This window comes from Phyllobacterium chamaecytisi (assembly GCF_020164455.1).
GTDB classification, from domain to species: Bacteria; Pseudomonadota; Alphaproteobacteria; order Rhizobiales; family Rhizobiaceae; genus Phyllobacterium; species Phyllobacterium chamaecytisi.
The window spans coordinates 1-25,285 of sequence record NZ_JAIQWW010000036.1; the positions used below are offsets into that span (position 1 = coordinate 1).

A 25,285-nucleotide genomic window follows, 5' to 3' on the forward strand; every position below is an offset into this window, starting at 1 on the left:
CGGAACCAACGAATACGGGCGCTGCAACGACGCAGCTCCCGTGACAAGCAATCAATGTTTGGGTCAGATCTGTTAGGCCAGTGTGTAGGCCGTTTTTAGGATTGTATAGAACTCCGCAGCATATTTGCCCTGCTCCCGGGGACCGTAGCTGGATCCCTTGCGTCCGCCAAAGGGAACGTGGAAATCGACGCCTGCTGTTGGCAGGTTCACCATGACCATTCCAGCCTCGGCATTCCGCTTGAAATGGGTTGCATATTTCAGACTGGTCGTTGCAATGCCCGAGGAAAGGCCAAACGGCGTGTCGTTGGCAGTATGTAGCGCCTCGTCATAGTCCCTGACGCGGATCACACTGGCCACTGGCCCGAATATCTCCTCGCGCGAAATACGCATCTGGTTGGTAGCTTCGGTGAAGAGTGTCGGCTGCAGATAGAAACCGGGATTATCTCGGGTCAACCGCTCGCCACCAAAAGCGAGCTTAGCGCCTTCTTTCTGGCCAATGGCAATATAGTCCTCGTCCTGCTTGAGTTGGCTTGCATCGACAACGGGGCCAATATGCGTGCCCGCCTTCAAGGCATCATCGACTACAACGCTCTTCAAGCGTTCGGTCATCGCCGCAACGAACCGGTCATGTATTCCCTCGGTGACAATGATCCGCGACGAGGCCGTGCACCGCTGCCCGGTTGAGAAGAAACCGCTGTTGACCGCAGCCTCTACTGCCACGTTTAAATCGGCGTCATCCAGAACCACAAATGGATTTTTGCCACCCATTTCCAGCTGGAATTTGCGCATATGCTCAACCGATGCCGCAGCAACCCGCTTACCCGTGCCCACCGATCCGGTGAACGTAATGGCGTTGACGTCCGCACTGTCGAGAATTGTCTGGCCCACAACCGAGCCCTTGCCCATCACGAGGTTGAGCACACCTTTCGGTAGTCCGGCACGATGCAATATATCGACGATTGCCCAGGAACAGCCCGGCACGAGTTCAGCCGGCTTGAAAACCACCGTGTTGCCGTACGCAAGCGCCGGAGCGATCTTCCAGGCCGGAATGGCAATCGGAAAATTCCATGGCGTGATGATTCCGACTACACCCACCGGCTCGCGTGTTATTTCAATGCCGATGTTCGGGCGGGCGCTCGGAAGCACTTCACCGGCGAGCCGCAAGACTTCCCCTGCAAAGAAATCGAATACTTGTGCAGCTCGCAGCGTCTCGCCGATACCCTCTGGCAAGGTCTTGCCTTCCTCGCGTGACAGCAATCTGCCAAGCTCATCCTTGCGCGCTGTAATCTCGTCAGCTGTCTTGCGGAGAATGGCGTGGCGTTCGAGGATGCCGGAGCGCGACCATGCCGGGAAGGCCGCTTTTGCAGCCGCGATTGCGCTCAGAGTATCTTCGGCCGTTGCACGTGCATATTGACCCACAACGTCATTGGTGTTCGACGGATTGATATTGGGAATGGCGTCGCCACCGGCCCATTCGCCGTTGATCAGATTCTGGTGCAATGTCATGATTTTTCTCTCGCTCTGTTTGGCCGAACCAATACCATAGGACTAGAGTGATTCAACGCGAAATTCCCGCCTCTCGCTTTTTTGATATCCGCAAACAAGCTCGAACGGATCGAATTTGCGGATAGACTGATGCTGATCGATCGAACTTCAAGGAACGAATGCCATGCCCTATCCGCTGTTTAACCTCGAGGGACGACTGGCTCTCATCACGGGATCTAGCCAAGGCATCGGTCTTGCGCTTGCCAAAGGATTGGCGGCGCATGGGGCTGCGGTGGTAATAAATGGTCGGGACAGGGCAAAAGTGGACGCAGCGGTCGCTGAGCTAAGAGACGATGGCTACACCGTCCATGGTTCTGACTTCGACGTCACTGATCTGCAAGCGGTCAAGGCGGGTGTCGACAAGATCGAGGCCGAAATCGGTGCGATTGATATTCTTGTCAATAATGCTGGGATGCAGTTCAGAGCACCGCTTGAAGACTTCCCTGAGGACAAGTGGCAGCTATTGCTGCAGACCAATATCTCAAGCGTCTTTTACGCGGGCCAAAGCGTCGCAAAGCATATGATCAAGCGCGGACGAGGCAAGATCATCAACATTGCTTCGGTACAAAGCGAACTTGCCCGTCCCTCCATCGCTCCCTATACCGCAACGAAGGGCGCAGTCCGCAATCTCACCCGTGGCATGTGCACTGACTGGGCAAAGTACGGTCTGCAAGTCAATGCGATCGCACCGGGCTATTTCAAGACGCCGCTCAATCAGGCGTTGGTCGACAATCCCGACTTTTCATCCTGGCTGGAGAAGCGCACGCCATCCGGACGTTGGGGCAATGTCGAGGAACTGATTGGTGCGGCCGTATTTCTCGCCAGTAACGCTTCTTCGTTCGTCAATGGCCAAATTATCCATGTCGACGGCGGAATTACAGCGTCGCTATGATCCGGCTTGTCGTCATGGGAGTCAGCGGTTCCGGCAAATCCTCCGTCGGACGGGCCATCGCGGCAGGTCTGGAGTTGCCATTCGTTGAGGGTGATACGCTTCATCCTCCAGTCAATGTAGAGATAATGGCATCGGGTGTTCCGCTCACCGACGAAGACCGCTGGCCGTGGCTAGACAAGATCGGCGCAGAATTGGCGAAGGCCCAAAAAGGTGTTGTTGTTTCGTGTTCAGCCCTGAAACAATCTTACCGAGACCGGCTAAGGCAGGAAGCGGGCGGGCCACTCGGCTTCATCTTCCTCGATGGAAGTTTAGAAGTCTTGCGTGATCATATGAGCAAGCGAACGGGGCACTTCATGCCCCTGTCCATGCTTGACAGCCAACTCGCAACGCTCGAACCTCCAATGGGAGAGCCGCTTGTGTTGCGACAGAACGTTGAGCATCCAGTCGATGAGATCGCATCAGCGAGCGTCGATTGGGTGGGAACACAACATTGGTAACAATCAACCACGCGGATCAGTGCGTGAAAAGCCCTCGCCGAACTCCCGACTACCCGGGACATAGGGGCGACCCACACGATTGCACCAGTTCTCCCAACCGCGCTCAAATGTGTAGCCTGCCCTTCCACGTTTGATTGCAGCAATCTCGCCCTCCGAGAGATATTCCACATCCCCCATGGCCATCGCCTTCATCTGCATATCGGCGTTGAGTTCCATGTAGACGGAGGTGAACACGACCTCACGAAGAGAACGGGCAGCCACGGTGCTGCCGTGCCCCCTCATCAGCGTCACGGTCCGATCGCCGAGACAGGCCGCAAGATCGCGCGCCATTGCGAGATCCGTCACCAGCAGGTTGGTGCAATCGCCGAACTTGGTTCGAATATCCCATGTTGGAATGTCATCGCCGATGGGCGCACACATATGCATGAGCGGACGAAGCTTTTTGCTTGTCACGGTAAAAGGTATAACGCTGGGGCTATGGTTATGGACAACGGCATTGATCTCCGGTCGGGCTTCATAGATGCCTGCATGGATAAAGCGCTCGGAGTATGGTTTGCCGGGTTCTGCTCCAACGCTCACTCCTTCAAGCGTGAACTCCATGATGTCCGCAGCTTCGATGATTGCTGGCGCTCGCGCTCGCGACAGAAAAAAGCGGTCGGGATTATCAGGATTCCGGATGCTCACGTGACCAAACGAATCCAATACATTCTCATTTGCGAGAATGTGGTTCGCCGTGACCAGTTCCTCGATAAGGGCGTGCCGATCCATGATCTTTCCTTCTTCCATGCTGTGGGCGGGCGACTTAGCGCTTCCAGGGGACGAGACGTTTTTCGATCTCGTTAAGCACCAATGTCAAAACGAAACCGATGATCGCGATCACGAAGAGACCGACATACATCTGTTCGACGGAGAACGTTTCCCAGGCTGCCCAGATCATGTAGCCGAGGCCACTTTTTGCACCCATCATTTCTGCGATTGCAATCAGAACCAAGCCCATGCCAACGCCGAGCTTTATCCCGGTCATGATCACAGGCAGCGCTCCTGGTAACGCAATTGTCCGGAACGTATCCCAACGGCTAGCCTTGAAATTACGTCCGACATCCAGATAAATCTTGTTGATCTCGCGCACACCGGCGGTTGCATTGATCGCAACGGGAAAGAACACGCCTATGGCTACCATGAATATTTTGGAGCCCTCGCCCAGCCCGAAGATCAGCAGTGCTAGCGGTAAAATGGAACTTTTCGGAATTGGATAAGTAGCGGAAATCAAAGGATCGAACACAGCGCGTACCGGCCGGCTGAGACCCATGATTATTCCCAGAATGAGCGCGGGTATGCCACCCACCAGAAAGCCGATAAACAGCCGTTGCAGGCTGGCAGCCGTGTGCTGCCAAAGCTCGCCGGTACTGCTCAGCGTGACAAGCGTTTCAAAGATGCTGGAGGGTGCTGGAAAGAAGCGCGTGTCGATCAATCCTGTGCGTGCAGCGATCTCCCATACCAGCAGGAGAAGAATTGGCGACGCTATGCTGATGAGACGATCCCGCGTGTTTTCGCTGATTTTCCAGGAGCGGGCGGGCCGGATGGTATCTGCTTCGATATGAGCGCTCATTTTCGCACTCCCTTTGCTTCGTCGAGTTCGCGTGCCCGTTGAACTTCTTCACGCAGGCTCGACCATATCTGATGTACCAGTTTGCCAAATTCGGGGTTCTGTTGAAGTTCCAGAACATCACGCGGACGCGCGAGCGACACCGGAACCACCGTTTTGACGCGTCCGGGTTGCGCGGTCATAACCATGATACGGTCGCCAAGCTTCACCGCCTCGTCCACGTCATGCGTGATGAAAAGAACAGTCTTTTTGTTCTCCTCCCAGATACGCAGCAATTCTTCCTGAAGCAGTAATTTGTTCTGCGCATCCAAAGCCGAAAATGGCTCGTCCATGAGCAATATCTCAGGATCGTTGGCGAAGGCACGGGCAATCGAGACACGCTGTTTCATCCCGCCTGAAAGTTGATGCGGATAGGCGTCCGCAAATTTCAACAAGCCAGTCCGGTCCAGATAGTGACCCACGACTTCCTTGATCTGGGCTTGCGGCGCCCGGCGCATCTTCAATCCGTATGCCGCGTTGTCCCACACCGTCATCCACGGAAAGATCGAGTCGCCCTGGAAAACCATCGAGTTGACTGGCCGCTGCGATCCCGCCTCGACACTTACGTCGATGCTGCCATCACTGGGCCCTTCAAGACCTGCCAGGATTCGCAGCAAGGTTGTCTTGCCGCAACCCGATGGACCTACGATCATGAAGAATTCTCCACGAGCAATATCGATGGTGACATTGTCTACGGCCGTGAAAGACCCGAACCTTTTACTTAGGCCTTTAATCCGGATTGCAGGCCGTTCTCGAGACTCTGTTGCAGCATCATCTCGTACAGTCGCTTTCTTGGCCAATGCTTGAATCATCCTCATTCCTACCCTGGGTTCTTTTGCGCTGGTCCGAGTTCCTTGAGCGCCTCTTCGACGAATGAATTGTCGATGATCTTGTCAGGGGTAACACCCCCTTTGATCAGGCCCTGATCTTTGAAGAACTGCCAATCCTTCTGGATGCTCTCGCTATTGACCCAGCCATCGATGTTCACCGCAGGAAGTTTGATGCTGCGCAAGAGCTTCTCATCCTTCGTGCCGGAGTATTTCATGATCAAGGCTACGATCTCATCGGACCCCGGGCCATCGAGGCGGCCCTCGGGACCGAAAGCGCTTCGGAAATCGCGAATTGCCCTGATATAGGCCTTGGCAAATCGCACACCGACATCCTTGCGCGTGCTGGCAAAGTTTTCGCTGAACATCAGCTCGCCGATTTGGGCATTGGGATAATATGTGTCGGTCGAGGCCAGCAAGACGCCGAGATTCTGGTTCAGCATCGGAGTGAGATAAGGCTCGGTCGCTATCACGGCATCCACCGCCTTGCTTGCCAGTGCGGCCGCTTGCTGCGGGAAAGGCAGATATACGACTTCCACGTCCTTATACGCCAGGCCAGCACTCTTCATTGCTTCGTTGAGGATGGACTCAGTGCTGCTGCCGCGGGCGACGATAGCGATTTTCCGGCCTTTCAGATCAGCGATCGACTTGACCTCGGTGCCCGCAAGATCTTTTCGCACCACGATGCCATGGAACCCGAAACCAGGGGCAACCGACGTACGGTCTGCGATGATCCGGATTGCTATGTCGCGCTCGATCGCATTGAACAGCCCTGCCGACACCGCCCCGCCGGCGACATCGATTTGCCCGGTGCCGAGCGGAGCGATGGCTTTGGCTGCAGAGTCGAAGAAGGTATAGGCCGGTTCGATGCCCTCCTCTTCGAAATATCCCTTGCCCTGCGCAACATTCAGAATGAATTCGCCGGTCGAGGCAACGGTCCCTACTTTGACGACGTCAGCAGCCCGGGCTGCGCCGGTCGTGGAGAACATCATCAGCAATGAGCAAACGAGCAAGATAGTGCGGTTAACTTTTTCAATCATTTTGAAACCTCCCATCCCCAATGTCGCGAACTCGATCTCAGTGAGCCGCCTTGTAGGGGCCAAGTTCGCTGGCGGCCTCATTCACGAAGCTTAGATCGACTACTTGATCGACTTGGACGCCGCCATTGATCTGTTTCTGCTCCTTGAAGAATGTCCAATCCTTCTTCAAGCTATCGACATTGACAGACCCATTCGGATCGACGGCATGGGCCGTCATTTTCCGGATAACGGCAAGATCCTTGACGGTGGAATATTTCGCCATGATGGCAACAACGTCCTCGCCGTTCTTGCCGGCGATTTTACCGTTGGCCAACGCGTCGTTGTAGTAGCGAATAGCTTGGACGTAAGCTTTCATGAAGCGCTTGGCGACGTCGGGTTTGCCCTCTGCGAAGGCCTGACCGTAAAGAATAACTGCAGTTTGAGCGTTCGGATAAAACGTATCATTGCTCGTCAATTGTACCGCGGTTCCAGCGGCCAGAATTGCCGATACGGTAGGCTCGGTTGTTATGCTCGCATCGATAGCGCCGTTTTGATATGCGACGAACTGCTGAGGAAAGCCCAGATAAACCTTGTCCACGTCGCCATATCCGAGACCGGCACTTTTCAGTCCCTCGTTCAATACGGATGCATCGCTGCTGGCCTGCGCAACGGTTGCTATCTTGCGTCCCTTGAGATCGGCGATCGTTTTGACAGACCCATCATCAACGAGCGCTTTGCGCACGAGGAACGATTGAAAGCCGAAACCGGGTGCATTGCGTGCCTTATCCGCGACTATCTTCAAACCGACGCCACGCTCGATGGCGTTGTAGAGACCCGAAGATGCCGCTCCGCCACCGACATCGAGTTGCCCCGCACCCAAAGGTGCGATCATCTTTGCCGCGGAATCAAAAGCCACAAAATTTGGCGTGATATCCTCTTCCTTGAAGAAACCCTTGGCGTCAGCAATAAACAGCGCAATGTCGCTGCTCGCATTCGTAAGGCCGATGGATACGCTGTCGGCTGCATACGACTGCGCGGAATTGGTCATCAGTCCACCGGCCAGTGCCAGTGAATAGAAGATACGTATCCATGATCTCAACACCCGGGTCTCCTCCTGTCTGCAATTTAACCTTCTGCCTCGCTTGACCAGCGAAGGCGGGTTATTGTGGCCAGCTTAGAGACGCCGGTAGATGGCCACAAATAGAGTTTTTGGTAAGGTCGTATAAGTAAAACTTATATCTAGCCCTTGAGACCAAATAGCGCCTGGGCGTTGCGGAAGCAGATTTTCTCCATATCCTCCTTGCCGAGATCCAGCGAATTGAGAATCCGCAGCGTATCGCGGATATAGCCCGGCCCCTTTTCGGGATCGAAGGGCGAATCCGAGGCGAAGAGCACACGATCGCTTCCGTAAAACTCCAAGCCGCAAAGCGTAGCCGCCTTGGAGCCGAAAACGGCGGTATCGGCGTAGAAGTCCTTGAAATAGTCGAGAGGACGTTTCTTCAGCCGCTTGAGCACAAGCGTAAGATCTTCGTCACTCGTCCGCTTGCCAAGTTGGTCCCAACCGGGCCCGACGCGGCCTTCAAAAAATGGCACCATCGCTCCCATGTGATGGGCTACGACTTTGAGCTCGGGCAGACGGTCCATGAAGCCGGAAAATACCAGACGAGCCATCGCCGCACTGGTCTCGTAAGGCCAGCCAAATGTCCACCAAATCTCATACTTCGACTTGGACTCTGTTGCATAGTCGGGCATCGAAGCGTTACGCGAAGGATGCAGCAGGACCGGTTTGCCGTGCTTCGCGCAGACTTCGAAAATTTGAAAGAAACGTTCCTCGTCAAGTGGCGCACCATTGACGTTGGAATGTATCTGTACACCGTTCGCGCCGAGTTCCGCAAACGAACGTTCTGCTTCGCGGGCCGCAGCCTCCGGCGTGTCCATCGGCAATGCAGCGACAAAGCCTGCGAACCGATCAGGGTATTTGCTGACGAGTTCGGCTTGGCCGTCATTGCCAATCCGCGCTAGGTCCAATGCTGTCTGGCCATCACCCATCGCCTCCAGCGGTGGCATTCCGAGTGAAATGATCTGTGTATAATTTTCGAATTCGTCCATTACCCGGAAACGCGTATCGAGATCATAGATGCATGGGACGCCTTGCATCCGCTTGCCGATGTCCTTGCCAGCGCCCTCAAGGGACTGAATGCGCTTCCAAAGAGCTTTCGGAAAGAAATGATTAAACGCGTCGATATATTGCATAGGAAACTCCTCGATATGGTGGAGTCACACTAGAAACTCTGTTGGTTAGGGACTAATACCGTTTGCTTAAGCGTATTATAAGTAACGCTTATAGCTCGGGAACCAGCATGAATCTTCGTCAGCTTCGGTACTTTATCACGGTCGCACGCCTCGGCAGTTTCACCGCCGCTGCCCGAATCCTCAACGTGTCCCAACCTGCGCTGGGATATCAATTGAAGCTTCTCGAGGATGAACTCGGCGTGATCTTGCTCCAGCGGCACTCGCGGGGCGTGCGCACCACGGAGGCAGGGCGGACTCTGATCGAGACGGGGACCAAAGCATTGGAGGCCTTCGCGGAAGCAGAGCGCTCTGTCGCGCATTTTGGCAAACCCAACAGCAAGCGCATCTCATTGGGCGTTGCACCAACACCCGGCCGTGCCCTGCTGCCAGAACTGTTGCCGCTGGCGGCGGGAGCCGGAGATGTTCTGCACATTGTTGTTCAGCAAGGGATGAGCGACGAGCTCATCGATGCCATGACACGGGAGGAACTGGATGCGGCGCTATGCTATGACCCGCCAGATTTACCGCATATTCGCGTCGTTCCTCTCTATAAGGAATACCTCTATCTTGTCGGCTCGAACGGGGTAGCGTCCAACACGGACAACACCGTGCCATTCGACAGGCTGTCGGAGTTTCCCTTAGTGCTTGACGGAAAGGTCCGACCGATCAGACGGCTGATCGATGAGATCGCGACAAGCCGGCAGACCAAGCTAGACTTGATCGAGGTGGAACCTGCCAATGTGAAGCGCGAAATCATTATGCATCACGGCCGCAGCACCATCGTGCCATACGGCCTGTTTCTGGATGAGATACGCGAACAGCGTGTCACGGCGCGCCGCATCACGGACCCTCAACTGGAGCGGACCGTCGCGCTTGTCCTTCACCAATCATTGTCCGCGAACACCGCCCACTTGCTTGAAGCGCTGATCCGCCCGCTTGTTATGCGAATTATTGAGGGCGGCGAACTCGGCTGGCGAAATCCAGACCTGCCGCTAATATGAATCGCATACTATGAGAATATTCTGGACTGAGGAGCGATGTTTAACAGGGGCATCGACCCTATTAAACGCGATATTTCTCCCCGCGCTTTCGTCCTTGTCCGACATCGAGGAATAACTCCTCCAATGGGATCTCACGGTCGATCAAACCTTGCTGATGAGCATAGCCAATAACGGTTTCGAGATTGTGCCGGTTGCGCTCGCCTAGGCCATAGGCCCAAGGATCGTCACCAAGAATGTCAATCTGCTCCTCCCAAGCCTCGCGATACCATGCCAGAGGCACAACACGCGGATTTTCCATCCTCTGCATGGCAAGGCGCTTGGCCTCGTTGAAGGCCTGAAACAGGTTGATAGGCACCCAAGGGTGACGCTCAACAATTTCCGGTCGTATTCCCATGACATGCATGATCGGGAAAATGCCGGTTCTTTTGTAATACGCGATCTCGTCCTGCTTGTAGTCAGGGAAGAGACGCCCTACCCGCGAATCTTTCTCAACGATGGCGTCTATCAGATCCGGATGCAGCAATGCATCGATTTCACCGTCGAGTAGCATTTTTTCGACGGATTTATCATCAGGCAGGCGGGTCAACTTCAAGCCCGCGGGCGGTGTGAAATCAACATCTTCGTCGAGTTCAGCAAACCATTCGATCGATCGGTGCGGCACGCCATATTCGCTTTCGAGAATGCCACGCAGCCACAACGTTGCTGTCACCAGATAATTCTTGACCCCCACACGCCGGCCAATCAGGTCCTTCGGTTCGCGAATGCCGCTTTTGCTGTTGACGAAGATAAAGCCATGCCTGAAGCGCCGGTGGAGAAACACCGGGATTGCATTGAATGGCAGGTCACGGCCACGGGCTGTGACGTAAGACGAAAGGGAAACCTCTGCGACATCGAATTCGCCATTTCGGAGAAAGCGCCAGTGGCGCGTCGTCGAATCCATTTCGGTTAGTATCGTCAGTTCTATGCCATCCGGCTTGACCTGACCTTCCCGCAAAGCCCTGACGATCTCATAGTCACCACATGCCAGGGTCAGCTCGACCTTTTTTGTCACTCTTTATCCTCCGCAACTACGTTTGTACCACCCGCTCCAAGCAGGTGTCATCTATGAATCGGTTCAGCAAAGGGCGGGTCGCGCGCCTTGCAATGTAAAATTTTATCCCACATTACGAGATTTTTGTAAATTAGCGATTGACGGGAATTTCCGCCTGACGATAAAAAGAATGGTGAGCAGCGCGACGATGTCGTCCGCCGCTTTTCCGTTCAATTCACGTCGACGCGTACGCACGTTCCGGCGATAACATGAGTGACCTGACATGACAGATACAGATGTCCTTATCGTTGGCGCCGGTCCGGTCGGCCTTACCTTGGCCATCGATCTCGGCCAGCGCGGCGTGAAATGCACGCTTATCGAGCAAAAGGAAGCACCTCAGTTTCTGCCGAAAATGGAACGATGCAACGCGCGGACGATGGAAATTTTTCGCAGGATGGGCCTCTCGCAAAAGATACGAGCAGCGGGTCTGGACGCTGATGTACCCATGGACGTGTTTATCGTTCTGGCGATGAACCAGCACCCGCTGCTGCAATTGCCTTATCCATCTGTCACGGAGTCACTTGAGCAGATAGAGAAGAGTCCGGATGCCAGTCTGCCGCTCGAAGCCTATCAGCTTATCTCACAATACACGCTCGAACCTCTGCTGAAATCCGTTGCCGAAACGCTCCCGTCAGTGACTGTGCGCTATGGATGCGAATTCGTATCCTGCGAGCAGGACGAACAGGGTGTGACGGCAAAAACTATCGATTTGAGCGGCAACATCGAACAGATTCGCGCGAAATATCTCGTCGGCTGTGACGGAGGAGCCAGCCCGGTGCGCAAGCAGCTCGGAATCAAGCTGCGCGGCGAAGGCAACCTCCTGCACTTGCGGCAGGCGCTCTATTACAGTGAAGACCTATATGATCGCATTCCAATCTCCGGCGGTCCAGGCAAAGGTCGGCACTATCACGTCGCGGATGGTCAAGCGACCTTCCTCATCATGCAGGATTCCACCAAACACTGGACATTGCATGCCGTTGTCGAACGCGATGAAGACATGGCGCAGCAGTTCGAAAAGGCGGTCGGTGTGCCGGTCAACTATGAAATGCTTTATGTCGGTCAGTGGAAACAAAACCTCCTGCTTGCGGATCGCTATGGTGCGGGGAGGATATTTTTGGCTGGTGACTCGGCTCATCTCGTCATCCCGACGGGCGGCCTCGGCATGAATACCGGCGTCGGCGATGCTGTCGATCTTGGTTGGAAACTCGCAGCGACCCTTCAAGGCTGGGGCGGTCCCAACCTGCTGCGTTCTTACGAAATCGAACGCCGGCAGATCGGTGACCGGAATGTCGGCGCATCGCGCTACGCATCGCAAGGGCGCCGTAAATGGCGTTCGCAATATCGCCCGGACATTGCTGACGATACGCCGGAAGGCCAGCACACACGTGATAACCTGACCCGCGTCGCCGATGTCGAACAGCGCAAGACCAATGAAATGATCGGGGCTGAACTCGGATACCGCTATGTCGGTTCGCCCGTCATTTGGGATGAGCCCGGTGGGCCTGAGCACCTCTTCCGCGAGTACAACCCCACCACGTGGCCCGGAGCTCGTTTACCACACATCTGGATTGGTGAAGGTGACGCAGTTCAGGATCGCATCGGTCGAGGCTATGCACTGCTCCGGCTCGGCGGATCCTCGGCAGAAACAAGCGCCCTGCAGCAAGAGTTCAAATCGCTCGGCGCACCGTTTGAGATCCTCGATATAACGGTCGGCAAAGCCCGTGATATCTATGGATACGATCTCATTCTGGTGAGGCCAGACATGCACGTCGTGTGGCGCGGTAATCGCCTACCGGAAGATATTGCAAGCCTGGCGGCCTTGGCGACAGGACATTGACATCAATTCGATGGAGTTGTGTTCCCTTTAACCCCGGTCTAAATCTCGGCTGTTGGTGAGCCACTAGGCTGATTCCGTTGCATCAGGGAGAAATCTTTGCAGAGTCACGAGCGTATGCTGGGAATTCTCGATCTCTTCGACAGCGACGAGAATTACGTGGCGCTGACTTTCGATGAAATACACGCTCGCGTCGGCTATACGCGCTCCACGCTCTATCGCTATCTGAAAGCGCTGACCGACGCCGGCCTCCTGTCTTCCCTGCCCGGCCTCGGTTACGTTCTGGGCTCGCGCATCATTGAACTCGACTACAAGATCAGGTCGGGCGATCCGCTAATCCGTGCAGCACGTCCCGTCATGGAAGAGCTTGCCAGCCAGTTTTCCGGGATTGCCCTGCTATGCCGGAAGTACCGCGAACATGTTCTGTGTATCCATCAGGAACGCGGCACTGAAACTTTGCAGAGTAATTACGATCGTGGACGCGTCCGCCCGCTGCTTCTTGGCGCTGCCTCTGTCGCAATCCTTGCCTATATTCCGGCGTATCAGCTAAGTAGGCTCTACAATCGAATTCCAGAGGAATTTGGCGCGGCGGGTTTTGGCGAATCTCTTGCTGAGGTCAAAGCAAACTTGAAAGTGCATCGCCAGCAGGGTTGGGTTGTCACGACGGGGGAAGTCACACTTGGAGCGGCGGGTATTGCAGCCCCGGTGTTCGATGGTGAACATGACGTTCTCGGCAGTCTCAGCCTTACGGTGCGCGAGTCCCAAATGACCCCGGACAAGGTACAGCGGATAGCCGAACAAGTCGTGCTTTGCTCGCGTATAATTTCCAACGCTGTGGCACAAAATTAAACGCAGTCGCCACCGTTGTCGCGACGACTGCCTTCAACCATCTCTCAAGCCGCCAGAAGTGTGCACTTCTCGGGATCGATCGCAATATGGATCTGTTCCCCGACCAGCGTACGAACTGAAGGGTGAGCCCGAGCCAGAAGCTGTGTTTCGTTCACGTCGATCTTGAAATCCTGGCATTCGCCGAGAAACACCTTGGCCCTCACAGTACCGATAAACAGCGAGTTCGACGACGGTGCCGGGGCGGTGTCTGACAGATGGACATCCTCCGGCCGGATCGACAACGATACGTTGGCGCCAATCGAAACTCCAGGTTGTGCATTGACATTGAGCTGGCCAATTCGAGTGTCTACGACCAGCCTATCGTCCGTCCCGCCACGTACAATACCCTCGACAAAATTGGTGGTACCAATGAAATCGGCGACAAAGGTATTTGCCGGGCGCTCGTAAATATCGCGCGGCGATCCAATCTGGACGATCTTGCCTTCGTTCATGACAGCGATTTCGTGGGAAAGCGCCAACGCTTCGCTCTGATCGTGCGTAACGTAGATCGTGGTCAGGCCAAGCTCGCGCTGCATCTTTTTCAGCTCGAACCGCATCTTGTCACGTAACTTGGCATCGAGATTTGACAGAGGCTCATCGAGTAGCAGCAATCTTGGTTCCATGACCAATGCGCGCGCCAGTGCAAGCCGCTGCTGCTGACCACCCGACAATCGTGTTGCTTCCCGCTCCTCGACATGATCGAGAGATACCGCGGCCAATACTTTCATGACCTTGTCGCGGATGTCCTTGCCCGACAGGCGCTTTTTCTGCACCTGCAACGGAAAAGCCGCATTCTGGAAGACCGTCATATGCGGCCAGATGGCATAGGATTGGAAGACCATGCCGAATTGCCGATGGTTCGGTGCTACGAAGATATTGCCGGCCGAGGAGTAGACCACCGTATCATGGGCCTTGATAACACCCTTTGAAGGACGCTCCAGTCCTGCAATTGACCGTAATGTCGTAGTCTTGCCGCAACCGCTTGGCCCAAGCAGAGTAAAGAGTCGCCCGGTTGGAACAGAGAAATTTATATTGCTTGCAGCAAGCACAGGCTTGGCGCCTGGCGCCTGATAGGTCGTGCTAAGATTTTCAACTGATAACATGGTTTCCTCCCAATTATATCAAACGTCCTTGACGCCGAAGCGCTTCGACAGCGTCTGCACGACCATCAGGAAGCAAAAGAGCGCGGTAATCATCATGACGCCGAAGGCCGACAACTCGATGTACTGGCCGTTCTGCCAGAACTCCCAGATCATGATCGAGATGACTTCATTGCCGGGGCTGTAAAGCAGGATCGAGCTGGACAATTCACGTACCGACACGACGATTATGTAGATCCAGCCCGCCATCAGGCCCGGCTTCAACAGCGGAAGAACGATCCGCCGGAAGATCGTAAACCAGGAGGCACCGCTCATAGCCGCAGATTCTTCCAGTTCCTTATGAATCTGGATCATTGAGGTGCTGTTGTAGCGCATTCCATAAGGCAGGAACTTGATCACATACGCCATCAGCATGATCCACAGCGTGCCATAAATGCCGATGTCGAAGTTGAGATAAAAGATCATGAGCGAAAGGCCGAGGACGATGCCGGGAAACACCAGCGGCAATGACGCCAGCATGTCGAGTACCCAGCGGCCAGGGATCTTTGTCTTGATGGTGATCCAGCAAATGACCGAGGTCAAAAGCATCACGACCGTAGCACCGCCGATAGCGAGCTTCGCGCTGTTCCAGACCACACCATAGAAGCCGGGATATGCCAACACCTTGCCATAGGCGGCAAAGGAAAGATTGTGCAACGCCGCCCACGATGGCGCTGCGTAGTATTTTTGCAGCGAAGCCCAGAAAAGCACCAGAAATGGCAGAGCAACCACAAAGATGCAGTAAAGAATGAAAATGCCGGCTGCGGCGTAACGCCAGCGGCCGATATCCGACACGCGAGGCCGGAACCCCTTGCCGGTGACGGTGGAAAACCTCGAACCTTGGCTGGACAGTCGCGATTGATAGTAGATGCCAAGCGACGTGACCAGCAGCAACGCCATCGCATAGGCGGAAGCAAGACCGATATCGCTCGGATAGCTATGAACTGCGTCATAGATCGCGGACGTATAAACGCGCAGTCCAACGGGCAAACCGAGCAGTGCGGGCACTTCAAACGACTCGATGCCCCTGACGAATAGAATGAGAAACGCCGCAAGGATTGCCGGCCAGGCCAATTTAAGCGTGATCTTGAAAGCCACCTGTACGACGGAAGCACCGCTCATCAAGGCAGACTCTTCAAGCGACGGATCCATCGATCGGAAAGCTGCCGTGACCAGCAGAAAGGCGATCGGCGCATAATGCAGGCCATCAACCCATATCATGCCCGTCAGCGAATAGATGTTGAACAGCGGTGTCGCGAGGCCAAACCAGTCCCTGAATATCTGATTGAAAATACCGATTTGCGGGCTTGCCAGCATAATCCAGGAAACGGTGAACAGAATGCCCGGGATGATCAATGGAACGATGGACATTGCGAAGAACAAGGATTTGAAGGGCGTATTGGTACGCTCGTTGACCCAAGCAAAAAATGTTCCAAGCACGAGCGCAAATGCAGCCGTCCCGAATGCGAATTTTAAAGAGTTGAACATAAGCCCGAGTGAATCGGTGGTGCCGAATGCTGTGGCGTAATTTTCTAGTGTAAATACCGCGGGAACCTGCGCAGTCGACGTCGACGCGAAACTCTGCCAGATCAAGAAACCGAGTGGAATGAGCGCGAGCCAAGCCACGACAACAATGCATAATCCGATGATCACCCATTTCATGTCGAATGAACGGCCCCAGCCTTGGCCAAGCGAGGTATGTACGGTGCTACCGTCCGGTGTCGTTACTGCCATTGGTTCCTCCCTTTTATGCGGTCGTTTGGCACGACTCTTCTTTTTACGATTTAGATCAAATCACGAAAGCCTCGAGCGTTTCAGGCGCGAACAATTCCTCGGCCTTTAATTGACGGCGCGAAAGGCCCTGTTCGTATGAATATCTGAGGAAGACGTCCAAGGTCTTCTTGTTCTTTTCGAAGCCATTGGGCCAGAAATCTGCACCCATCTCGCTCTCAGTCTCTTCGTAGTGAGCAACGGCCCAAGGTAACATTGTCTTTAGAGCCGCCGTTTCCTGGAGATCGCGATAGGTTTTTTGCTGAGATGCATTGAGCGCCTTGAAGATGGATTGGGCAACCCAGCGGTTCTTCTCATATACCTCACGTCTGATCACAAAGGTGTGCATGATCGGGAAAATTCCGGTGCGGGAAAAGTACTCGCGTTCGACGCTGACATAATTGTCGAAGAGACGTTTCACGGTACCGTTTTTCCCCTCGAAGGTTGAGGGCTTCCGGGCCGTATAAAGTGCATCGATCTCACCATCTCGCAGCATGGCTGCGAGGGTCTGCCCTGGGCCGATTGGTTCGACCTTGATATTATCGGGCAACGAGAGTTTTAGTTTTTCGCTGCGATTGGGCGATTCTTCGCCGCCGGTCCGATAAGTGACGCTGTCCACCGGCACACCGAACTCGTCAGAGAGTATGCCTCGGATCCATGCTGGCGCCGTCATCTGATATTCAGGGCAGCCTACACGCTTCCCGATGAGATCCCTCGGCTCGCGAATACCGGAATTGGCGTTAACGTAGATCGAAGAGTGCCGGAAAAATCGCGACGGAAAGAATGGGATGGCAATGAACGGTCGCTCCTCCTTGAACAGCGAAACCACGTAGGAGGAAAGTGACATCTCGGCGACATCAAACTCCTTGTACCGGAGCATGCGAAAGAAGGTTTCCTCGACGGGTAGGCTAAGGCAAGTCAGATCGATACCATCGGGACGGATCGACCCGTCCATCACACTGCGTGTACGATCGTAATCCCAACAGCCCATCGTCAAACGCAGATTGCTCATGCCAGTTCCTACCGTGTTTCCTGTTGCCCACGTCGACGTTGCGACCGATCGCTTTTTAGCTGGCGTAGATCAACACACTCTCTCTATCCAAGAGTATTTTCATGGGAGAGCTCGCAGCTTTTTGATGTTCAAGCTGCCGCCGGTCGCGTGTACAGTCAGGAAGACTGGCAGGTAAATATTCGCCCTGAGCGAAACCGCCCTGAAAATTCAGTCATAAAATTCAAGCTGCCGACTATCCAGTGGAGGAGCCGGTTGGTCAGCTTGTGGGGAAAATTGGAGGAGGAAATCATGAATTTACAACGCCGCCTATTGATGCTCGCAGGCGCTGCAGCCTTCGCGCTTTCGGCATTTGGCGTGCCAGTCTTTGCAGCCGACAATGCCTTGCTCCTTTCCAAGGACGCGGGCCGCGAGAACAAACTCGTCGAAGCCGCAAAAGCAGAAGGTACGCTGACGCTTTATACATCAATTGCGCAGAACGATCTGCAGCCACTGATCAGCCCCTTCGAGGAGAAATATGGCATCAAGGTCGTTCCTTGGCGTGCGAGCGGCGACACGGTGTTGCAGCGGGTCATCCAGGAGCAGAAGGCCGGCCGCAATACAGTTGATTCAGTCCACATCAGCGCACCCGAAATGGAAGCACTGCACCGCGAGGGTATGTTCCAGCCAGTCGAATCTCCCTATTTTGCCGATCTGCTGCCGGGGACGGTACCTGAACACAAGGAGTGGGTGAGCACGCTTTTGTCGGTGTTCGTGCAGGGCTACAATACCAACCTCGTCAAGAAGGAAGAACTTCCAAAAACTTATGAAGATCTTCTCGACCCGAAGTGGAAGGGCAAGCTCGGCTTCGAAGTGGAAGACATCGACTGGTTCACGACGGTCGTTCAAAACATGGGCGAAGAAAAGGGCTTGAAATATTTTCGCGATCTTGTTGCCGGCAACGGCTTGTCAATTCGCAAGGGTCACTCGCTGTTGAACACACTTGTCGCAGCGGGCGAAGTACCGATAGGACTTACGCTCTATAATTATATGCCTGAACAGGCAAAGAAAGAGGGAGCACCCATCGACTGGTTTGCACTTGAGCCTGCCATCGCGCGTGCAAACGGAATCGGAGTCATCAAGACCGCGCCTCACCCCAACGCAGCAGCACTCTTTGAAGACTACATGCTGACGGAGGGTCAACCCATTCTGAAGCAATTGAACTATGTCCCAACCTCGACAAAAGTTGAATCACCTTTGAAGGGTATTGCGCTCAAGATTGCCGATCCGGCAGAGAAACTCGACAACTCAAAGAAATGGGAACCGCTTTACCAGAAAATCGTCGTCCGCGGCGAGGCAGACTGATGGAATTGGCCGCTTTCGACTATTCGAGGGCGGCCGAAGATTGCCCTGCAGTCCCGCAGCGGCCAATCACCGTGGCATGTGGCCCTATGCGATCAGCGAGCGTATCGACCAGCATATCGATAAAATCGCGTAGCGCGCCTTCCTGCTGAATCGCCATACGATTTGGCGATTCAGCAAGATACAGTGTCCGGACCAGCTCCGGTCCTTCGATCGTGTGTGCCTCGATCGCACCCCTTGCGATTTCTTCTGCAGCCACGCCGTATGGAACGATACTCGTCGCGACGCCCCGTTCAACCAACGTTTTGATCGTCTCGAGCGACTGGATGGTGAAGCGCACATTGACGGGTACCGTTGATAACTTCGCGGCCCTATGAACGGCACGCCAAACATTGTCACGGTCGCTCGGAAGTGCCAAATTCGAAGCCACGGCATCTTTGAACTTCACGCCTCCACGCGGGAAAGCGCTGCCGGGCGCAGTGATGAAAAATAGATCTTCCTTCATCAGGGCGGTCCGCATCGAGGTGATGCTTTCGGTGACATCATAGGCAAGCGCAAGATCAATCTCATCCCGCAGCAGGAGGTCAACAAGCACAAAGCTCAGTTCCTCGACCAGCCTCACCGATACGCCCGGGAGTTCGGACATGGCCGAGACAAGGAAGTCAGCCCCCACAAGCCGCATGATGCTTGGTGTGACGCCGATAGAGATATTTTCCAGAGCGGACATGCGAAACGCGGACACATCCCTCTTGGCTTCTTCCACCAGGCGCATGATTGCAACGCCGCGATCGAACAGCAGGCGACCCGCCTCGGTCGTGGTTATCCCACGCGAATGGCGTACGAGAAGCTCAACACCGAGCATGGTCTCGAGATTGCGGATCTGCAGACCAAGCGCGGTTTGAGAGACATTCAGCCGTTCAGCAGCTTTCGTCATATTGCCGGTTTCAACCGACTTGATGAAATTACTGAGCTGTTTCAGATTGATAGCGTCACCTCATTCAAGTTCTTAAGCCGCCAAACCGCGCTTTGCCTTTCGCGCGAGATAGTCGAAATTTACAATATATTGTTCCGGCCGGTCGAGAGTGCGGCAAAGCCTATCTACGTCCTCTTTATCGAATTCTACGAGATCTCCTCCCAGAGACTGCAAAATAACCTGATCCTCACATGCGTTCTCAAGCATTATCGTACGAACCACGGCCTCTTCAATAGAATTTCCGGCAACTGCGACGCCATGGCCCCGCATCAGCACCGCCTTGTAGTTCCCCAAGGCCTCGGCGACACCCCGGCCGGTCTCCTGGCTCCGTATCAAATTTATCGTGTCGTCATAGTAGCCGACGCCGTCAAAGCTCGCACTTGCCTGCGAACACGCCCGCCATGGCCTGCGCGTCGAGGATAACGCAACGGCATATTTCGGATGTGCGTGAATGACCGAATTGAGATCGGGCCGGATTTTGAAGATTTCCGAATGGATAAATACTTCACTGTGCCGCTTCCCACCGCCGCCGATTTTCTCACCCTCCAGATTGCAGATAACGATGTTCTCCATCGTTATCTCTTCAAACCCCAAGCTATGAGGCTTCATGAAGAATATCGAAGGATCCGATGGATTGCGCACTGAGACATGACCACGTGTAAAATCGCCAAGATTGTGTGCGTCAAGGACGAGGCCTGCCTCGATCAATCGTTGCTTCAGGTGGTCTGCCATTTAGTATCCTCCGTTATAAGTGTGTATGAATTTCGGTCCTCGGCCAGTGCTTTCACGCAGCAGGCATGTTGTGCAGTTAATGGAAATACCGATCAAAGGGCCAGGGTCAGACGCGGCGTCTTGGAGCCGGAGCAACAGATCATCATGCCGCCTTCAGCTTTTTCTTCATCCGAGAGAAACATGTCGCGATGATCGGGCTCGCCCTCAACCACCTGCACTTGGCAAGCACCGCAGATGCCTTGCTCGCACGAGAAATCCACATCCAGCCCGGCATCGCGCAGCACCTCAAGGATCGATTTTCCCTCAGGAATCACGAATTCCCGGCCCGATTTCTCGAGCATGACGACAAAGCCCCCCTCGCGTGAGACTTCTTCGACAGGAGCAAAGCGCTCCAGATGAACACGGCCGGGATCAAGGTCTCTCGTATTCGCCTCAAAAGCATCCAGCATAGGCGCCGGGCCACAACAATAGAGATGCGAACTAGTCGGTGCCCGATCGATGATGGCGCCAAGATCAAGAAAGGTTCCTGCTTCGGTATCGATATGGATACGTGCCTCGGATAGTTTTTCGAGTTTCTTCGGAAAAGCAACGTCACGGCGGTCACGGCAAGCATAGTGCAATTCAAAACTGCGGCCGAGTTCCTTCAGTCGCTCTGCCATGCACCAGATCGGGGTGATACCGATGCCACCGGCGATGAGGACGGTATGATCAGCGGTTTCCACCAATGGAAAATTGTTGCGTGGAACGCCAACCGTTAGAACCGATCCAACTTTTACCGTATCATGAAGGCAAGCGGAGCCACCACGGCCGGAGGCATCGCGTTTGACTCCGATTGTATAGCGATTTTCTGTGCCCGAATGCACGAGCGAATAGGGACGGATCGTCCCATTCGGCAAATGGATGTCGATATGCGCTCCGGGTCCGGCCGCAGGGATAGCCTCGCCAGCGATGGGCTCGAATTCATAGAGATTTGTCTCATGCGCCAGGTACTGAATCCCGGTCAGACGCATTGTCATCGTTTTGGTGGGAACGGCTTCCAATTTCTTCTCCCTTATCCCGACGGTGGCCCCCCTCCCGTCGTTGGCGGCCAAATCGCGGCGTCAGCCGTCAGATCGTCGCAGATTGATTTCATCAAGACGCGGCAGGCGCGGTTTGAGCGCCTCTGCGGATTCCTTCAGTAGTTTGCGTGCCGAGTTGATCCGCTCGTCGGAGAAGCGGCTTATCAGTCCAGACACCGACAAGGATCCTATCAATTCGCCATGCCGGTTGACGATCGGCACTGCGACCGCGGCGAGATCCTCGTCGCGTCCGCCCTTCGATACAATTGAACCGGTTTCTCGCAGCTCAACCGCTCGTTCGGAATCTGCCGTCATACCGTACCAAGTGAGAAGCACGCCGGCGGCGCCGTGATCGAGTGGATGCCGCGTTCCCTCTTCCAGGTGATGGCGCGCGCTGCGTGGAGAATTTTCCCTGTAAAGGCAGACACGTTCATCGCCATCACGCACGTAAAACGACGCGGTTTCCTGAGTGATCGTGGTCAGATGACGCAGCACCGGCCTGATAAGCGCTTCAAGCGTGAATTTCGAGCGGCTCAGTTCGCCAAGCCGGCGCAATTCAGGCCCAAGCAAATAACGTCCATCCGCGCCCTTATCCATGAAGCCCGTATGCAAAAGCGAACCTGCCAACCGCAGGATTGTGCTCTTGTACAGACCCGAGCGCTGGGAAAGCACCGACAATGTCAAGGCTTCACCCGGCTCTTCGAAACATTGCAGCAGCGCGATAGCGCGTTCGACTGCTTCAACGCGCTCTCTACCGACATCCATTTCATCACTCGACCCATCCATGACAATCACCCTAGCATTCAAACGATATTCTGTCTAGCAGAACATGATCCGCTTGACAGAACATTTATAATGATTACAAACTAGGAGAGACAGGGTTCGAAACTGGCCCGCCGTCCGGCAAGCAATGTTCAGGACCTGAACCTATTGCGCCAACACGGAGTGGCTCTCGGCTGCCGCAACTTGGGAGAAGAAAATGCTCACGAAAGAACAGAATGAACGCTTGACCAGCGTTGGTCCCGGAACGCCAGGCGGTGAACTGATGCGGCGCTACTGGCTGCCGATCGCGCCTTTTGCTGAACTTTTGGAAAATCCGGTCAAGAAAGTACGCATCCTTGGCGAAGACCTTACACTCTACAAAGACAAGAGCGGCAATCTGGGTTTGATTGGCGATCGCTGCCTGCATCGCAATGTCGATATGAAGTTCGGCATTCCGGACGAGTGCGGATTGCGCTGCCCCTATCATGGCTGGCTCTACAATGAGACTGGCAGCTGCGTCGAACGGCCGATGGAAGGCGCTCCACAAGCCGAGATCAAACAGAAGCTCAAGGGTTATCCGGTGCGCGAACTTGGCGGCCTGGTCTTCGCCTATATGGGCCCGCTTCCGGCCCCGGACCTACCGCGATGGGATCTGCTGGTATGGCCGAATGCCATTCGCCAGATCGGCATCAACATCATCGACTGCAATTGGCTGCAATGCCAGGAGAATACTGGCGACCCGACACATAGTGCCTGGGCGCATGGTCACATGTTCGAATATGTGCTGGAGAAGAAGGGGCAACTCGAGGATCGCAGTTCCGACAATATGCATACGCTGCATCAACGCAAACGTGTGGGCGTCGGGATCAAGGAAATCTACGCCAATCAAACCGAGCATGGATTCCGCAAGGGCATCCGCTATTCCAAGGCGCTTGGTGCGGATTCCGACAAGGATCAGGAGCATTCCACCGTGATTTTCCCATTCTACACACAGACGGGCAAGACCGGCGCGACGCGCAGCGAATATCAGATCCGCGTGCCTATCGACGATACGCACACCTATCACATCTGCTATCAGGCCTATTCGGCCCCGCCCGGAGTCGAAGCCCCAAAACAGGATGTCGTGCCCTATTATATTCCGCCGACACATGACGAGAAGGGTGAACCGATCCTCGACTACGTTCTCGCCCAGGATGCGATCGTCTGGGTTGCGCAAGGCCCGATAGCGGATCGGACTACGGAACTGCTTGGCCGTACCGACATCCCGATTGTGGTATTGCGCCGTCAGCTCGATGAACAGATCAAGCGCGTTGAACAGGGCCTCGAACCGATGAATTTCTTCCGGAAGAGCCCGGACATGATTCACCCTACTGGCTCACCACCCGACTATTCCAAGCCCGAGACGCTGATCAAACACGGCTTCCGCAAGTACTACCACAAGGGCTTTGCCAATGACGACGCCGACCGCTACGGTCCTTTGATTGAAACGGTCAAGGATCTGCATCGCAAGATCGAGGAATACGACATCGAGCGTGCCGGGCAAGCGGTGACCGAACACGCCTAGGCTATCGCGCCCGCGCCGCCATACTTTGAAGATTGGCGGCGCGGCTTTTCGAGCTGGAGCAGGATTGAAATGCCAATTACACGCGAAGCCATCGACGCTGTCCTCAAGGACCTGATCGATCAGGTCCCGACCATGACTGTCAGGTCGGTCACCTTGACGCCATCGGTGCCGCTCGAGGGCCAGAACATAGTTGCGCGCATCGATGTCTCGAAAAGCCGCCACGTCCTGTGCGAGATTACGCCCGGTGGCAGCCTCCAGTCGGCCCGGGTCATCGAGAGTTGAATCTCTCCGCAATATCAGAAATCCGAGGCGGCTGATGGTTCTCACCAGCTGTCGATGCATATCTGGAGTAACACATGAAACAGCGCCGCGTCGGATCGACCGATCTGAGCATATCCGAAATCGGTTTTGGTTGTGGCGGCAATGCCGGTCTCATGGTGAGTGGTGAATATGCCGAGCAATTGCGCGTTGTCGAGCGAGCCCTGGAATGCGGCATCAGCTACTTCGATAATGCACCTGACTATGGCGCCGGCGCGGCTGAAGTTAATCTCGGCCGTGTGCTGAAAGAACTCGGTGCTGATCCCGTTATCAATACCAAGGTCGAGATCCGTGCCGAGAACCTTGATGATATAGCTGGACATATCGAACGGTCAGTCGAAGAAAGTTTGCGCCGGCTCAAACGCGACACAATCGATATCGTGCAGATTCATAATGGGCCTGTCGCCGCAAAGCCTGTCATGGAAGCTAAGTACTACGCCACGCTTTGGACTGAAGACTATCATCGGCAAGGTGGCGTACTGGAAGGTGTCGACGCCATTCTTCGGAAGGGCAAGGCGCGTCATGCGGGGTTCGTGTGTCGCGGCAACGATATCGATGAGGTGCGCCAACTCCTTGATACCGGCCTCTTCCACATGATCAACGTGCCTTACACATTGTTGAACCCGAGCGCCGGTTACCCCTATTCGAGCAGCATCGGCGTCAAACCCGATTACGGCGACGTCATCAAGGTCGCCAAAGCAGCTGGTTGCGGGGTTGCGGTCTTTAGCCCGCTTGCCGGCGGCGTTCTGACCGATGCTGTATTGCGCGGGCAACAAACGCATCCGCTTGCACGTGCGAAGAATATCGAAGCGCTGGAGGCAAAAGGCGTTCTGCACAAGGCGCGGGAATTTCAAGCGCTGGCTGTGCGTGAAAATATCGAACTCGTCGAACTCGCCTACAGGTTCATTCTCAGCAATACGGCTGTGACGACACTTTTAGGTGGAATCACCTCAGCAGAACAGCTGGCAGCAGCGGCTGCAGCTTCCGACGCAGGACCGTTGCCGCAAAATCTCCTTACGGACATCGAAACCATCTGGCACCACTGACTCTGCCAGTGCAAACGTCGGCCCGAGACTGAGAGACGTCTAC

At 54.9% G+C, this 25,285-nt stretch carries 24 protein-coding genes; 9 read left to right on the plus strand and 15 right to left on the minus strand.

Features of this window, described 5'->3' with window-relative positions; translation table 11 throughout:
• Positions 1-72 precede the first annotated feature (72 nt).
• Positions 73-1,506 (minus strand): aldehyde dehydrogenase family protein, encoded by a 1,434-nt coding sequence (locus LB462_RS29760; protein ID WP_224515555.1) that lies wholly within the window; start codon positions 1,504-1,506, stop codon positions 73-75.
• 163 nt (positions 1,507-1,669) lie between these two features.
• On the opposite strand from LB462_RS29760, the gene LB462_RS29765 reads away from it, so the two are divergent.
• Together LB462_RS29765 and LB462_RS29770 are read left to right on the plus strand one after the other, a co-directional pair.
• Positions 1,670-2,437, plus strand: coding sequence for an SDR family oxidoreductase (locus LB462_RS29765; protein WP_224515556.1), 768 nt, complete (start codon positions 1,670-1,672; stop codon positions 2,435-2,437).
• Complete coding sequence (locus LB462_RS29770) at positions 2,434-2,934, plus strand: gluconokinase (protein WP_224515558.1); 501 nt, start codon at positions 2,434-2,436, stop codon at positions 2,932-2,934. Before LB462_RS29765 ends, LB462_RS29770 begins: the two co-directional genes overlap by 4 nt.
• A 3-nt stretch (positions 2,935-2,937) precedes the next feature.
• Here the strand turns inward: LB462_RS29770 and LB462_RS29775 are convergent, their stop codons facing one another.
• From LB462_RS29775 to LB462_RS29800, 6 genes are all read right to left on the minus strand, one after another.
• A complete protein-coding gene (locus LB462_RS29775) occupies positions 2,938-3,702 on the minus strand; it encodes a class II aldolase/adducin family protein (protein WP_224515559.1) in 765 nt (254 codons plus the stop codon).
• A gap of 34 nt (positions 3,703-3,736) precedes the next feature.
• Positions 3,737-4,543 (minus strand): ABC transporter permease, encoded by an 807-nt coding sequence (locus tag LB462_RS29780; protein WP_224515561.1) that lies wholly within the window; start codon positions 4,541-4,543, stop codon positions 3,737-3,739.
• Positions 4,540-5,397: an ABC transporter ATP-binding protein gene (locus LB462_RS29785; protein ID WP_370637348.1), complete on the minus strand. Its 858-nt coding sequence runs from the start codon at positions 5,395-5,397 to the stop codon at positions 4,540-4,542. Before LB462_RS29785 ends, LB462_RS29780 begins: the two co-directional genes overlap by 4 nt.
• 2 nt (positions 5,398-5,399) lie before the next feature.
• A complete protein-coding gene (locus LB462_RS29790; RefSeq protein ID WP_224515563.1) occupies positions 5,400-6,446 on the minus strand; it encodes an ABC transporter substrate-binding protein in 1,047 nt (348 codons plus the stop codon).
• Between the two features lie 37 nt (positions 6,447-6,483).
• Positions 6,484-7,527 carry an ABC transporter substrate-binding protein gene (locus tag LB462_RS29795; RefSeq protein WP_224515565.1) on the minus strand — a complete coding sequence of 348 codons (1,044 nt, stop codon included), beginning with the start codon at positions 7,525-7,527 and terminating at the stop codon, positions 6,484-6,486.
• Positions 7,528-7,664: 137 nt separating this feature from the next.
• A complete protein-coding gene (locus LB462_RS29800) occupies positions 7,665-8,678 on the minus strand; it encodes an amidohydrolase family protein (RefSeq protein WP_224515566.1) in 1,014 nt (337 codons plus the stop codon).
• 107 nt (positions 8,679-8,785) lie between these two features.
• Here LB462_RS29800 and LB462_RS29805 point away from each other — a divergent pair, with 107 nt between their 5' ends.
• Positions 8,786-9,718, plus strand: coding sequence for a LysR family transcriptional regulator (locus LB462_RS29805; protein ID WP_224515568.1), 933 nt, complete (start codon positions 8,786-8,788; stop codon positions 9,716-9,718).
• Between the two features lie 61 nt (positions 9,719-9,779).
• Here LB462_RS29805 and LB462_RS29810 read toward each other — a convergent pair whose 3' ends face one another.
• The gene (locus tag LB462_RS29810) at positions 9,780-10,769 is read right to left on the minus strand and encodes an ABC transporter substrate-binding protein (protein WP_224515569.1); all 990 of its coding nucleotides are present in this window, start codon (positions 10,767-10,769) and stop codon (positions 9,780-9,782) included.
• 262 nt (positions 10,770-11,031) lie between these two features.
• Between LB462_RS29810 and LB462_RS29815 the strand changes: the two genes are divergently transcribed.
• Together LB462_RS29815 and LB462_RS29820 are read left to right on the plus strand one after the other, a co-directional pair.
• On the plus strand, positions 11,032-12,645 hold the full coding sequence (locus LB462_RS29815) for an FAD-dependent monooxygenase (RefSeq protein WP_224515570.1): 1,614 nt from the start codon (positions 11,032-11,034) through the stop codon (positions 12,643-12,645).
• A 96-nt stretch (positions 12,646-12,741) separates the two neighbouring features.
• Entirely contained in the window at positions 12,742-13,491 is a 750-nt protein-coding gene (locus LB462_RS29820; protein ID WP_224515572.1) for an IclR family transcriptional regulator, read from the plus strand.
• 44 nt (positions 13,492-13,535) lie between these two features.
• On the opposite strand, the gene LB462_RS29825 is transcribed toward LB462_RS29820, so the two are convergent.
• The 3 genes from LB462_RS29825 to LB462_RS29835 are packed head-to-tail and all read right to left on the minus strand — an operon-like array spanning position 13,536 to position 17,451.
• A complete protein-coding gene (locus LB462_RS29825; protein ID WP_224515574.1) occupies positions 13,536-14,633 on the minus strand; it encodes an ABC transporter ATP-binding protein in 1,098 nt (365 codons plus the stop codon).
• Between the two features lie 18 nt (positions 14,634-14,651).
• A complete protein-coding gene (locus LB462_RS29830) occupies positions 14,652-16,403 on the minus strand; it encodes an ABC transporter permease (RefSeq protein WP_224515576.1) in 1,752 nt (583 codons plus the stop codon).
• Between the two features lie 55 nt (positions 16,404-16,458).
• Positions 16,459-17,451, minus strand: coding sequence for a substrate-binding domain-containing protein (locus tag LB462_RS29835; RefSeq protein ID WP_224515578.1), 993 nt, complete (start codon positions 17,449-17,451; stop codon positions 16,459-16,461).
• Between the two features lie 288 nt (positions 17,452-17,739).
• On the opposite strand from LB462_RS29835, the gene LB462_RS29840 reads away from it, so the two are divergent.
• Positions 17,740-18,792: an ABC transporter substrate-binding protein gene (locus LB462_RS29840; RefSeq protein ID WP_224515580.1), complete on the plus strand. Its 1,053-nt coding sequence runs from the start codon at positions 17,740-17,742 to the stop codon at positions 18,790-18,792.
• Positions 18,793-18,811: 19 nt separating this feature from the next.
• Here LB462_RS29840 and LB462_RS29845 read toward each other — a convergent pair whose 3' ends face one another.
• From LB462_RS29845 to LB462_RS29860, 4 genes are all read right to left on the minus strand, one after another.
• Positions 18,812-19,774, minus strand: a complete 963-nt coding sequence (locus tag LB462_RS29845) for a LysR family transcriptional regulator (protein ID WP_370637349.1) — start codon at positions 19,772-19,774, stop codon at positions 18,812-18,814.
• 21 nt (positions 19,775-19,795) lie between these two features.
• Positions 19,796-20,494: a class II aldolase/adducin family protein gene (locus LB462_RS29850; RefSeq protein WP_224515581.1), complete on the minus strand. Its 699-nt coding sequence runs from the start codon at positions 20,492-20,494 to the stop codon at positions 19,796-19,798.
• Between the two features lie 92 nt (positions 20,495-20,586).
• Positions 20,587-21,534, minus strand: a complete 948-nt coding sequence (locus tag LB462_RS29855; RefSeq protein ID WP_224515583.1) for a PDR/VanB family oxidoreductase — start codon at positions 21,532-21,534, stop codon at positions 20,587-20,589.
• A 60-nt stretch (positions 21,535-21,594) separates the two neighbouring features.
• Positions 21,595-22,338 (minus strand): IclR family transcriptional regulator, encoded by a 744-nt coding sequence (locus LB462_RS29860; protein WP_224515584.1) that lies wholly within the window; start codon positions 22,336-22,338, stop codon positions 21,595-21,597.
• A 193-nt stretch (positions 22,339-22,531) separates the two neighbouring features.
• On the opposite strand from LB462_RS29860, the gene LB462_RS29865 reads away from it, so the two are divergent.
• The 3 genes from LB462_RS29865 to LB462_RS29875 all read left to right on the plus strand — a co-directional run bounded on the left by LB462_RS29865 (position 22,532) and on the right by LB462_RS29875 (position 25,242).
• On the plus strand, positions 22,532-23,878 hold the full coding sequence (locus tag LB462_RS29865) for a Rieske 2Fe-2S domain-containing protein (RefSeq protein WP_224515585.1): 1,347 nt from the start codon (positions 22,532-22,534) through the stop codon (positions 23,876-23,878).
• A 69-nt stretch (positions 23,879-23,947) separates the two neighbouring features.
• A complete protein-coding gene (locus LB462_RS29870; protein ID WP_224515587.1) occupies positions 23,948-24,160 on the plus strand; it encodes a hypothetical protein in 213 nt (70 codons plus the stop codon).
• 74 nt (positions 24,161-24,234) lie between these two features.
• The gene (locus LB462_RS29875; RefSeq protein ID WP_224515588.1) at positions 24,235-25,242 is read left to right on the plus strand and encodes an aldo/keto reductase; all 1,008 of its coding nucleotides are present in this window, start codon (positions 24,235-24,237) and stop codon (positions 25,240-25,242) included.
• Positions 25,243-25,285 lie beyond the last annotated feature (43 nt).